The organism is Pseudonocardia sp. TMWB2A (genome assembly GCF_017312135.1).
Genome location: NZ_QKQY01000001.1, coordinates 570,742 through 582,749 on the forward strand (window position 1 = coordinate 570,742; position 12,008 = coordinate 582,749).

At 58.8% G+C, this 12,008-nt stretch carries 10 protein-coding genes and 1 tRNA gene; 5 read left to right on the forward strand and 6 right to left on the reverse strand.

Annotated features, from left to right (window positions below; genetic code table 11):
• Positions 1-37: 37 nt before the first annotated feature.
• From DMP17_RS02605 to DMP17_RS02625, 5 genes are all read left to right on the forward strand, one after another.
• The gene (locus DMP17_RS02605; RefSeq protein ID WP_337827524.1) at positions 38-454 is read left to right on the forward strand and encodes a hypothetical protein; all 417 of its coding nucleotides are present in this window, start codon (positions 38-40) and stop codon (positions 452-454) included.
• Positions 455-503: 49 nt separating this feature from the next.
• Positions 504-3,185: a pyruvate, phosphate dikinase gene (gene ppdK / locus DMP17_RS02610; RefSeq protein ID WP_337827525.1), complete on the forward strand. Its 2,682-nt coding sequence runs from the start codon at positions 504-506 to the stop codon at positions 3,183-3,185.
• 60 nt (positions 3,186-3,245) lie between these two features.
• Positions 3,246-3,322 (forward strand) — tRNA-Arg (locus tag DMP17_RS02615).
• A 182-nt stretch (positions 3,323-3,504) separates the two neighbouring features.
• Positions 3,505-4,890, forward strand: coding sequence for an L-serine ammonia-lyase (locus tag DMP17_RS02620; protein ID WP_337827526.1), 1,386 nt, complete (start codon positions 3,505-3,507; stop codon positions 4,888-4,890).
• 10 nt (positions 4,891-4,900) lie between these two features.
• On the forward strand, positions 4,901-5,404 hold the full coding sequence (locus DMP17_RS02625) for a prolyl-tRNA synthetase associated domain-containing protein (protein WP_337827527.1): 504 nt from the start codon (positions 4,901-4,903) through the stop codon (positions 5,402-5,404).
• On the opposite strand, the gene DMP17_RS02630 is transcribed toward DMP17_RS02625, so the two are convergent.
• The 6 genes from DMP17_RS02630 to DMP17_RS02655 form a co-directional block, all read right to left on the reverse strand.
• Entirely contained in the window at positions 5,401-6,270 is an 870-nt protein-coding gene (locus DMP17_RS02630) for an alpha/beta fold hydrolase (RefSeq protein ID WP_337827528.1), read from the reverse strand. The genes DMP17_RS02625 and DMP17_RS02630 overlap by 4 nt on opposite strands.
• A 76-nt stretch (positions 6,271-6,346) precedes the next feature.
• Complete coding sequence (locus DMP17_RS02635; protein WP_337827529.1) at positions 6,347-8,059, reverse strand: alpha/beta fold hydrolase; 1,713 nt, start codon at positions 8,057-8,059, stop codon at positions 6,347-6,349.
• Between the two features lie 89 nt (positions 8,060-8,148).
• Positions 8,149-8,397, reverse strand: a complete 249-nt coding sequence (locus tag DMP17_RS02640) for a hypothetical protein (protein WP_337827530.1) — start codon at positions 8,395-8,397, stop codon at positions 8,149-8,151.
• Positions 8,398-8,487: 90 nt separating this feature from the next.
• Positions 8,488-9,735 (reverse strand): N-succinylarginine dihydrolase, encoded by a 1,248-nt coding sequence (locus DMP17_RS02645; RefSeq protein WP_337827531.1) that lies wholly within the window; start codon positions 9,733-9,735, stop codon positions 8,488-8,490.
• A gap of 5 nt (positions 9,736-9,740) precedes the next feature.
• Positions 9,741-10,772, reverse strand: coding sequence for an arginine N-succinyltransferase (locus DMP17_RS02650; RefSeq protein WP_337827532.1), 1,032 nt, complete (start codon positions 10,770-10,772; stop codon positions 9,741-9,743).
• On the reverse strand, positions 10,769-11,983 hold the full coding sequence (locus DMP17_RS02655; protein WP_337827533.1) for a hydrolase: 1,215 nt from the start codon (positions 11,981-11,983) through the stop codon (positions 10,769-10,771). Before DMP17_RS02655 ends, DMP17_RS02650 begins: the two co-directional genes overlap by 4 nt.
• Positions 11,984-12,008: the final 25 nt, after the last annotated feature.

Sequence of the window (12,008 nt, forward strand, 5' to 3'; positions counted from 1 at the left end):
ACAGATATGGCCCCTATTGGTCGTCTTTCCTGCCTTTGTGCTGCTCGGCATTGCCATCAGCTTCGGTATCTCGCGGCTGGGCTGGCGGCGCTTTGCCGAACGCCAGACATCCGATGTGCGTATCCCCGATGATGCCAAAGCCTATCGTTTCCAGACGATTTTCATGGGGTCGGGAATGTTCAAAAATGCCAGCTATAAAGGCTGCATGAATTTCTACATTGACCGTTCCGGCCTTTTTCTTAGGCCGGTATGGCTGGCCCGCCTGTTCCATCCGACGCTCTATTTCGCTTGGAACAGCATCAAAGCAATCGGCACGGAAAAAGTCTTTTTCTCGCGGCTGACCAATGTAGAATTTACCGGCGACCTGCCTCCGGTTACGATACCGGGCAAGATGGGCCGCCGCATCCATGAAGCGTGGTGCAACTATACCAACCGCCCGTTTCAACCAGAATAAGCCAAGAACATAATTTCCAAGGCAGTATATCCAAGGACAGGGAAGTTTCATGACTCAATATGTGTATCGTTTCGGTGGCGGCGTTGACGATGGCGGCAAGAATGGCGTCACGGGGGACAAGACGCTGCTTGGGGGCAAGGGTGCGAACCTTGATGGGATGGCCGCGATCGGCCTGCCGGTGCCGCCGGGCTTCACCATCACGACCGAAATGTGCACGCGCTATTATGCCGATGGCGAAACCTATCCCGACAGCCTGCGCGATGAAGTCGCCAACGGGATTGCGCATATTGAAGGCGTGACCGGCAACGGGTTTGGTTCGACCGATAATCCGCTGCTCGTATCGGTGCGCTCCGGCGCGCGGGTGTCGATGCCGGGGATGATGGACACGGTCCTCAACCTTGGCTTGAACGATGACACGGTCGAAGCCCTCGCGCGCGTGTCGGGCGATGAACGCTTTGCGTGGGACAGCTATCGCCGCTTCATCCAGATGTACTCGGACGTTGTGCTGGGCCTTGACCATAGCCGCTTTGAAGATGCGCTGGAAATCATCAAGGAAGATAATGGCTATTATCTCGACACCGAATTGGGCGCGGACCAATGGCGCGCGCTGGTGGGCGAATATAAACGCCTTGTCGAAGAAGAATGGGGCAAGCCGTTCCCGCAGGATGTGCATGAACAGCTTTGGGGCGCGATTAGCGCGGTGTTCGGATCGTGGCAGTCGGAACGCGCCAAGGTTTACCGCCGCTTGAACGCGATTCCCGGCGAATGGGGCACGGCAGTGAATGTGCAGGCGATGGTGTTCGGCAATATGGGCGATACGTCTGCGACCGGCGTTGCCTTCACCCGCAACCCTGCCGATGGCACGCGCGCTTATTATGGCGAATATCTAATCAATGCGCAGGGCGAAGATGTGGTGGCGGGCATCCGCACGCCCCAATATCTGACCAAGGCCGCGCGCGAAGAAGCGAACGCCAAGCCGCTCTCTATGGAAGAAGCGATGCCCGAAACTTACGGGGAGCTTGCACGCGTCTTCGACCTTCTCGAAACCCATTATCGCGATATGCAGGACATTGAATTTACCGTGGAGCGCGGCAAATTATGGATGCTGCAAACCCGTTCGGGCAAGCGCACTGCAAAGGCAGCGCTGAAAATGGCGGTCGATATGGCCCAAGAAGGCCTCATCACCGAAGAAGAAGCCGTGGCGCGTGTTGAAGCGAGTGCGCTCGACCAGTTGCTCCACCCGACGCTCGATCCGGATGCGGCGCGTGATGTGTTGACCAAAGGGCTTCCGGCTTCGCCCGGTGCGGCTTCGGGGATTATCGTATTTGACGCCGATACCGCCGAAAAGCGCGCCAATGCGGGCGATGATGTAATCCTTGTGCGTATCGAAACAAGCCCTGAAGATATTCACGGGATGCACGCGGCCAAGGGCATTTTGACCGCACGCGGCGGCATGACCAGCCACGCAGCGGTGGTCGCGCGCGGTATGGGTCGTCCGTGCGTATCGGGCGCGGGCAGCATCTCGATCGACAATGCGGCCAAGATGATGCGCATCGGCAATCGCGAGCTTCCCGAAGGCACGATCATCACCATTGATGGCGCGTCGGGCGAAGTGATGGCGGGCGAAGTCCCGACCGTGCAGCCGGAACTGGCTGGCGATTTCGGCACGCTCATGGCCTGGGCCGACAAGGTGCGCCGCTTGAAGGTGCGCACCAATGCCGAAACCCCCGCCGATTGCCGCACCGCGCGCGAATTTGGCGCAGAAGGCATCGGCCTTTGCCGCACCGAACATATGTTCTTTGACGCCGCGCGCATTACCGCGGTGCGCCAGATGATTTTGGCCGAGGATGAAGCGGGCCGCCGCGCGGCGCTCGCGAAACTCCTTCCCGAACAGCGCAAGGATTTTACCCAGATATTCGAAGTGATGGCCGGTTTGCCCGTGACCATCCGCCTGCTCGATCCGCCGTTGCATGAATTCCTGCCGCATCAGGAGCATGAATTTGCCGATGTGGCGGCAGCTACCGGTGTCTCGGTCGACCAGTTGAAGCGCCGCGCCAATGAATTGCACGAGTTCAACCCGATGCTTGGCCATCGCGGCTGCCGTTTGGGGGTGACTTACCCCGAAATCTACGAAATGCAGGCGCGCGCGATTTTTGAAGCGGCCTTGGACGTTCAAAAAGCCTCCGGTGAAGCACCGATCCCTGAAGTGATGATTCCGCTGGTCGCCACTGCGCGTGAATTTGATCTGATGAAGGCCGTGGTCGACAAGACCGCAGAGGCCGTCTTTGCCGAACGTGGCGAGCGTATTGGCTATCTGGTCGGCACGATGATCGAATTGCCGCGCGCCGCACTGATGGCGGGCGATATCGCCAAATCGGCCGAGTTTTTCAGCTTTGGCACCAACGACCTTACCCAGACCACGCTGGGCGTGTCGCGCGACGATGCGGGGCGTTTCCTCGTCCAATATGTCGACAAAGGCATTTTCGCGACCGATCCCTTTGTCAGCATCGACGTTGAGGGCGTCGGCCAGCTTATCGAAATCGCCGCCGAGCGGGGCAGGGCGACCCGCCCCGCGATCAAACTCGGCATTTGCGGCGAGCATGGCGGCGATCCGGCGTCGATTGCTTTTTGTGAAGCGACCGACCTCGATTATGTCAGCGCATCGCCCTATCGTGTGCCGATTGCGCGGCTTGCTGCGGCCCAAGCGGCCTTAAAATCGCGAAAGTCATAAAAAAGCAAAATTGGGGGTTGCCAGAATCTGCGCCCGCGCCTATTCGGCCACCTCCAATGCGCGCCCGTAGCTCAGCTGGATAGAGCATCAGACTACGAATCTGAGGGTCGGACGTTCGAATCGTTCCGGGCGCGCCATTTTTTCCAGACCGATTATAAAGAAAATTGCCTGCGGGCAGTCTTGGTCTAACCTCACAAAAATCGTTACGGAATCTTGTGCTTTACGGCTGCGCCCCCTTGGCGCGCGGCTTGGTGGTTGCTATTGAAACCAAATAAGATGACCCCAGATAAGACGGGCTATAGGGAGCAGGCACAAGGCCATGACAATCAGCGTATTCGAATTGTTCAAAATCGGCGTCGGCCCGTCCAGTTCGCATACGGTGGGGCCGATGGTCGCCGCGCGGCGCTATGGCGAATGGCTGGAAACGCAAGGGCAGCTCGACAAGACCGTGCATGTGACGGTCGATCTTTACGGTTCGTTGGCGCTGACTGGCAAGGGCCATGCTTCCGATACCGCGATTGTTGCAGGACTTGCGGGCGAGATACCCGACCAGACCAATGCCGCGCGCATCATGTCGCATTGGCGGCAGACCAATGATACGGGCCGCCTGGCGCTGATAGACAAGCAGTTTGTTACGTTCCAGCCCGAAGAGGATATCCGTTTCCACCAGCGCGAACGGCAACCTTATCACAGCAATGCGATGGCCTTTGATGCGTTTGACGAAAGCGGGGCCTCGCTTGGCCGCCGCTTTTATTATTCCATCGGCGGCGGTTTTGTCCTCGATGAAGAGGAAACCGGCCGCAATGCGCGCGACGATGATCCGGATGACAGCCTGCCTTATGCTTTCACCTCCGGCGCGGAATTGCTCGCAATGGGGGCGGATGCGCAGATGAGTTTTGCCGAACTCATGCTCGCCAATGAATTGACGCATCGCTCTCTGGAAGAGGTGGAGCAAAAGCTTGACCTTATCGCCGATGCGATGGCGGGGAGCATTGATGCCGGCTGCACGCATGGCGATGGCACCGTCCTTCCCGGCGGGCTCAACGTCAAACGTCGCGCGCCGCAAATTGCTGCGGACATTCGTGCGAAACAGGATGAGGCACTTGCCGAACCGCTCGCTGCGATGGACTGGATCAACCTGTGGGCGATGGCGGTGAATGAGGAAAATGCCGCTGGCGGCCGCGTCGTGACCGCGCCGACCAATGGCGCTGCGGGGATTATTCCGGCGGTCATCCGCTACTATCAACGCTGCTATCGCGGCGACAAAGCGGGCATCCGCACCTTTCTTTTGACCGCAGGCGCGATCGGTGCGCTCTACAAGCGCAACGGGTCGATTTCGGGCGCAGAGGTCGGCTGTCAGGGCGAAGTGGGCGTGGCCTGCTCGATGGCCGCCGCAGGGCTGACCGCCGTGCTCGGCGGCACCAATGCGCAGATCGAAAATGCCGCCGAAATCGGCATGGAGCATAATCTGGGGCTAACCTGTGACCCGATTGGCGGGCTGGTCCAGATCCCTTGCATCGAGCGCAACGCGATGGGCGCGATCAAGGCCATTGACGCAAGCCGCATCGCGATGATGGGCGATGGCGAACATATGGTGAGCCTCGACAAAGTCATCGCCACCATGCTGCAAACCGGCCGCGATATGCGCAGCAAATATAAGGAAACTTCAAAGGGCGGTCTGGCGGTGAGCGTGGTCGAATGTTAAACGCGCGCGTATGAGCAAACACCGCCAAGAAGCCAGTTTATACGCAGCCCTAGAAACGCTCGGCATCGCTTATGATGTTGTCGAACATCGTCCGGTATTCACCGTTGCGGAAAGCGCGGAAATCCATCGCCAAATTCCCGGCGCGCACACCAAAAATCTGTTTTTGAAGGATGCGGTCGGGCAATATTGGCTGGTGACGGTGCCGCATGACAAGCGCGTCGATTTGAAGGCATTGCCTGGAGTCATCGGGTCGAAACGGGTGAGCTTCGGCAAGGGCGAGGATATGGAGCGCTTGCTCGGTATCACGCCGGGGTCGGTGACGCCGCTGGCCGCGTTTAACGATGCGGACGGTGTTGTGCGCGTGGTTCTCGACCAATCGCTTGCGGAGGCTGCGCTGGTGCAGGTGCATCCGCTGCGCAACAGCGCGACTGCGAGCCTGACCGGCGCAGACCTTGTGCGGGCGCTCACCATATGGCAGCACCCACCCTTGATCGTTGAAATACCGGCGGTTTAGGCCGCTTTAACCACTTTCGCAGCCGCAGGCTTGGTGTCCGGTGCGTCGAGGAAGGCATTGACCAGCTTCAACGTCTCTTCGGCCTGACTGACAAGAAAGAGATGGCCGCCATTTTTGATGACCGCCAGCTCGCTATGGGGAATCAGCGCGCGCAGCAATTTGCCGTTGGCAACCGGCACAATATTATCCTTCTCGCCCATCAGGATCAGCGTTTTGGCTTTGAGCAGGAAGGGCGCGAACGGCGCGCTGGTCCATCCGGCCAGCGCAAGCAACTGGTAGAAATAGCCGATCGGCGAGGGCGGTTTGATCCGTCCCATATGACCTGCCGCGCCTTTGGTGCTGCCGCCATAGAGGGTCGAGAAATTCTTGGCCATGAAATCGGGGTCGATATAGCGACGCGGATTGGCCATTTTGCTGAGCGCGGAAAGCTTGCCCGGCACCATCACCATGCCGGGCGAAGTGGCGGCCAGCACAAGCCGCCGCGTGCATTTGGGATATTGCATCGCAAAATGCTGCGCCATCGCGCCGCCCCAGCTTACGCCCATCACATCAACATGATGATAGTCGAATTTCTTCAACAATCCGCGCGCGAGCTTGGTCATGGTGAAGCTGTTATAGGGCACCACCGGATCGGGCGAACCGCCGGTTCCGGGCATATCGAACATCACAAAATCGCGCGTGTCGAGATGTTTGGCAAAGGGCGCAACCAGTTCGATATTCGCCCCGATGCCGTTGAAAAACAGCAAGGGGATATGGTCTTTGACCGGACGGCGCGCTTTCCAGCGGGCGACCCTTATGGTACGCCCGTCAATGGTCTCCATTGAAATTTCGGCACCTTCGATCCGGTGAAATATGTCGGTCGTCATGGATTGCTCCCCGTTAATAAGTGGCCGCCATGCGCCCGCAAAGCTGCAGGTTCAAGCGGTTTTTGCGCGCCTCTCCTCAATCGAAAACATAGGTTCCGGGTGCGGCATCAAGCGGCGGATAGGCTTTGGCCCCTACGGTTTTAGGCGCTTTTTTCTCCGCGCCCGACCGTTTCTTGAGCCATTCCATCCAATAAGGCCACCAACTGCCCGGATATTCCGTTGCCTCACCCAGCCATTGGTCGGTCGTTTCCGGAGGCTTGCGCCCCGACCGGTAATATTTCGCCTTGGGATTACCCGGCGGGTTGAGGATCGCCTGAATATGGCCCGATTGTGACAGGATGAATTCGATATTGTCCGACCCGAATAATTGCGTCGAACGATAGCAAGCCTTCCACGGTGTAATATGGTCGGTCACGCCCGCGAGGATGAACAGGTCATTATCCACTTTGCGCAGATCGACGCTATGGCCCGCTAGCTCGGTCGTGCCGGGATTGGCGAAAGGCTGGGTTTCATAGACCGACAGATAATCGCTGTGCAGTTGGGCAGTGAGGTTGGTCGCGTCATTATTCCAATAGAGAATATCGAAAGCGGGCGGGTCTTCGCCGTGGAGATAATTATTGACCACATAATTCCACACCAGATCATTGGGGCGGAGCCAAGCAAAGGCGCGCGACAAGGAGGCGCCCTCCAATATCCCTTTTTCGCGTGAACGTTTGCGGGCAAGCGCAATGCCGTGGTCGGACACCAAGGCTCCCACATCGCTGTCGGTTTTGTCGGGGTAGAGGACGCACACCATGAAGGTGACAGCGCCTGCGCGCTTATCGCCGGACGCGGCCATTTTGGACAATAAGGTTGCAAGCGTAATCCCGCCCGAACAGGCGCCCGCAATATTGACCGTCTTGGAGCCGGTGATCGCGCACACCGCGTCAATCGCTTCCAGGATGCTGTCAATATATTCGGCCATGCCCCAGTCGCGATGCTCGACACTCGGGTTGCGCCAACTGATAACGAAGGGCTCGATGCCGTTCATCAACTGGTAGCGCAACATCGACTTGTCCGGCGACAGGTCGTTAATATAGGCCTTGTTGATCTGGGGCGGCACGGTGAGCAACGGGATTTCGCATACTTGGTCGGTGAGCGGCTGATATTGGATAAGCTCCATCATCTCGTTGCGGAACACCACCGCGCCTTCGGAGGTCGCCAGATTTTCGCCGACCTTGAACGGGCGGCTGTCGACTTGACTGACCAACCCGTCATTATGGACCATATCATTATAGGCGTTTTTGAGGCCCTTGAGCAGCGACACCCCGCCGGTATCCATCGCTTTTTTAAGCGCGGAGGGGTTGCCCGCGAGCGTATTGGTGGGACTCACCGCATCGACAATCATGCCGGTGATGAAATTGGCGCGCGCGCGTTCCAGCTCGTCTAGCTCAAGATCGTCGAGCCAAGCGACCATATTTTTCTGCGCCGCGAGATAATATTGGACGCCCGCTTTATAAAAAGGATTGGCTTGCCAGGCCGGATCGCCGAAGCGCCGGTCGCGCGGGTCAGGGGCAAGATCGCTTTTGTTCGAGACAATCTTGATGACATCGTCGCCCATAGATTGCCAATGTTTCAATAATTTATCCGGCTTTCCTGCTGTCTGCTTTAACAGCATGGACACCGCGCCGACCAGATCTTCGCGCGCCAGACCAATCATCGGATTAAGGCCACCGCCTTCGGGTTCCCCCTCCAGCTTCAATTTGGATGTGTTGATTTTACCCCCGGTGCCCTTGCCCGATTTTGCCATAAACTTCTCTCCTCACGGCGGATTAGTTTCTAATCTCGCAAGGGCAAATTGTGCGGGGGGCAGGGGGACTTGTCAATGCACCCCCGGATTCAGTCGGGTTCCGTAAGGGCAGAGGCCTTTTCCTGCTCGTAACGCAGGCAATCGAAAATCTTCGCGCCCGCCAGAAAAACCGAGCCGGTGCAGGCCGCCATCAACAGCCAGCCGCCATAGCCTGGAAAGCGGGTGAGATAATGGCTCCCCCGTTCGAGGCAGCCAAGCGCCAGCGCATAAATGATGAAGCACGCTTCCCACCGGGTTTTGATAATGAACAGCCGACCGATTTTTTTCACCATGCGCATGGATAAGCAAACGCCGTGCCAATCAGCGGGTTCCACGAGTCGCGCCGCGCTGGCCCGCGCTAAGTGTAAATAAAATTTACACTTTGGTAACTATGCGAGGCTGACAAGATCGGTCGCTTCGAGGAGTACCAGCCGGGCTTGCTGCACTTTTTGCACAAAAGCGGGGTCTGCCAAGGCGTCGGGCGCAATGGTTTCGGGCCAATGTTGGGCGATGACTTGCTCGATGCGCGAAAGCCTTTCGGGTGTTGCGATAAAGCGCGGATCGACATGGGCGGGGTCGCATACGACGCGTAGCCGCAGACAGGCGGGGCCGCCGCCATTGGCCATGGATTGCCGCACATCGACCGGGATGACGGTGCGGATCGGACCATTGCCCGCCTGATGCGCTTCAAGCCATGCCCATACCGATGCGGTATCGCGCGCTTCTGTGGGAACGATCAGCGCCATGCTGCCGTCCGGTAAGGTCACAAGCTGCGCATTGAACAAATAGCTTTTGATGGCATCTTCCAGGCTGACCGCGCTTTCTGGTACTTCGACAATTTCGACCCCAGGGAAAGCGGCGCGGATCGCGGCATAGCTGCCCTCGCGGTCCTCGAACGCGGCTTCATGGGTGAAGAGGACATTCTCGTTCGCAACCGCCACCACATCATTATGGAAAGCGCCCGCCGCAATCGCGCGGCTTGATTGCTGGATGAACAGGGTCTTGCCGGGCGTCAAGCCATGCAGGCGCGCAACCGCTTTCGATGCTTCGATATGCTGGCGCGCAGGGAAGGCTCCGCCGCTTACCCCATAAACGAATATTTCGACCCCGGCCTCGCCATGCGCGCTGGTGAGCCGCATATGGTTGGCCGCGCCTTCATCGCCGAACGGCGGCGGGACCGGCGCATGAACTGTGAAGGCCGGATCGGCAAAGGCAAGCTGCAATTGCGCCAATGTGCCGCGCCATTCATGGCTGCGGTGCGGCATGGTGACAAGATTAGCAACGCTCAAGTGACAGGTGCCATCCTTGGTATCCGCTGCCGGGCTAACGGTGGCCGCATTGGCCGCCCACATCGACGAAGCCGAAAAAGCGGCGGCACGGATATGCGGTTCGGCGTGGGCAAGGTCGGTGCCGAGTGATTGTAGCCATGCCTGATTGGGCCGGTCCAAGGGCAGGAAAAAGCCCTGCACCAAGCCCAAATCCATATTGGCGCGCATCTTTGCAATGCCTTGCAAGGCCGCCGCGCGCGGCTCCGACACCGCGCCCTTATTGGTGGCGCTCGCAATATTGCCGGGAGAAAGCCCTGCATAATTATGGCTGGGGCCGATAATGCCGTCAAAATTTATCTCGCGGATCATGGGAGCTACCACCGTGCTACATAAGTGATGCTGTCGCCGCTATCGACGCCGAGCAGCTTGGCCGCATCAGGGTCGAGCGCAAGACCGCCATCGCGCATGTCGATCCAGCCATAGGTGCAGACAAAATCGGCCAATTCCCCGCGCGCGACCAGCATTTTGACGCCTTTCTTATGTTCGCCAAGCCCGTCATCAATCGCGACAATCTCGCCATCCTTGGCCTCGCGCACCCCGCGAATATCATCGGTATGCGCGGTCATGGTCGGGCCGCCGTCGAAAATGTCGATATATTTTTCCCAGCGAAACCCTTCTTCCTCCAGCATCCGCATCGCGGCGCGGCCGGTCGGGTGGGGGATGCCGATCACATGGCGCGCGCTTTCGGGCAGCATCGCGATATAGACCGGATGATTGGGCATGAGGTCGGCGATAAATTGATTGCCGTGGATTGCGTTAAACTGGTCGGCTTCCTGAAAGTTCATGCCAAAGAAACGCCCCGCTACCCCGTCCCAGAAGGGCGATCCGCCGCTTTCGTCAATCACTCCGCGCAATTCGGCCAAGGTCTTGTCGGCAAAGCGGCTGCGATGGTTGCGGATGAACAGATAGCGGCTGCGCGCAAGCAACATACCATGTCCGCCGGAGCGTTCGGACGGGCTTAAAAACAGGCCGCCCACCTCGCTCGACCCTTCAAGATCGGTGGTGAGGTTGAGGATTTCCGCGCGGAAAGTGCGGTCCAGCTCCTGACTATGCTGGCTGTGGGTGCTGATGCGATAGCTGTAAAACGGCCATTTCTGCCCGACTTGCCCGAAAATCTGGCAGGTGCCGGTGACCTGTCCGGTTTCGGTATTTTCGAGCATGAACACATAAAGATCATCGCTCAAATCATCGCCCGCGCGCGCAAAACCGGCCGCGCCGCGTTCCAGCTTTGCGGTCAGCGCCTTTTTGTCCGGCGGCAAATTGGTAAAGCCGCCGCCGGTGCGCTTGGCCATTTCATACATATGCGACAGATCGCTTTCGCGCGCGGCACGGATGATAAAGCTCATAAACCTCCTCTGGACACCAGCCGATGGATGGCAAGGGCCGAAAGCCGGGCGCGTTCGGCCAGACTGTCGGCAATCATAAATTCGTCGCTGCTATGGATCGAGCCGCCGCGCACGCCTAGCGTATCGACCACCGGCACCCCGCACGCGGCAATATTATTGCCGTCGCACACCCCGCCCGTATCTTTCCAGCCTATCGCAAGGCCAAGATCCGCGCCGCAAGCTTTGACATGATCGAACAGCTTTTGCGCGGGCGCATCCATCGGCTTTGGCGGACGGTTAAAGCCGCCATGACTGTGGATGGCGACATCATGGAAGGACGCGACTTCGGCAATGATTTCGGCGAGTTTGCTTTGTGCATACTCCACATCCGCAGGAGTTTGCGGGCGGAAATTGACGCGCAGCACCGCATGGTCGGGCACCACATTATTCGGCCCGCCGCCGTCTATTTTGGCAGGATTGACCGAAAGGCCCTGACGGTGGAGTGCTTTCAAGCGCACCGCTATATCGGCGGCGGCAACCAGCGCGTTGCGGCCTTCGTCGGGATTGCGTCCGGCATGGGCGGACTTGCCGGTGATGATGATCGAAAAATTGCCGCTCCCCGCACGCGCACCAGCCAAGGTGCCATCGGGCAATGCGGAGGGTTCATAGGTGAAGGCCGCAAGCTTGCCGTGCGCAAGCTCGGCAATGAGCGCCGCAGAGGATGCCGAACCGACTTCCTCGTCGCTATTGATGAGGACGTCATAACCAAAGCCTTGCAATCCGCTTGCTTCTACGGCCTGAAGCGCGGCGAGCATCACCGCTATCCCGCCCTTCATATCGGCGACACCGGGGCCGTTCAGCACGCCCTCGTCGCGCCACGTCAGCGTCTGGAACGGGTGATCGACCCCGAACACCGTATCCATATGGCCGGTAAACAGCATCCGCACCGGCGCTTCGGGGCGGACGCGCACAACCAGATGCTGGCCGTGGGGGAGGGCATCGACGCTGCCATCGGGGCGCACCGCTTCAACGGGCGCGGGGTCGACCAGCGAGACGGCGCCGGGAAGCGACGCAAAAGCATCGGCGAGCAAGCCCGCCATCATGCCCAATCCTTCCAGATTGCGCGTCCCGCTATTGATCGCGGCCCATTGTTCAACCTGATGCAGCATCGCTACATTGTCGGGGCGGGCGATCAGCGCCTGTTCGGCGGGGCTTAGTCTATCCATCTCCATTGCCTCTACCCTAGCGCAATTTTAT

Bases quoted from the DNA above. Each gene is read 5' to 3' on its own strand.
- DMP17_RS02650 (WP_337827532.1), bottom strand. From the start codon at position 10,772: ATGAGCTTTATCATCCGTGCCGCGCGCGAAAGCGATCTGTCGCATATG.
- DMP17_RS02645 (WP_337827531.1), bottom strand. From the start codon at position 9,735: ATGATCCGCGAGATAAATTTTGACGGCATTATCGGCCCCAGCCATAAT.
- DMP17_RS02620 (WP_337827526.1), top strand. From the start codon at position 3,505: ATGACAATCAGCGTATTCGAATTGTTCAAAATCGGCGTCGGCCCGTCC.
- ppdK (WP_337827525.1), top strand. From the start codon at position 504: ATGACTCAATATGTGTATCGTTTCGGTGGCGGCGTTGACGATGGCGGC.
- DMP17_RS02625 (WP_337827527.1), top strand. From the start codon at position 4,901: ATGAGCAAACACCGCCAAGAAGCCAGTTTATACGCAGCCCTAGAAACG.
- DMP17_RS02630 (WP_337827528.1), bottom strand. From the start codon at position 6,270: ATGACGACCGACATATTTCACCGGATCGAAGGTGCCGAAATTTCAATG.
- DMP17_RS02635 (WP_337827529.1), bottom strand. From the start codon at position 8,059: ATGGCAAAATCGGGCAAGGGCACCGGGGGTAAAATCAACACATCCAAA.
- DMP17_RS02640 (WP_337827530.1), bottom strand. From the start codon at position 8,397: ATGCGCATGGTGAAAAAAATCGGTCGGCTGTTCATTATCAAAACCCGG.
- DMP17_RS02655 (WP_337827533.1), bottom strand. From the start codon at position 11,983: ATGGAGATGGATAGACTAAGCCCCGCCGAACAGGCGCTGATCGCCCGC.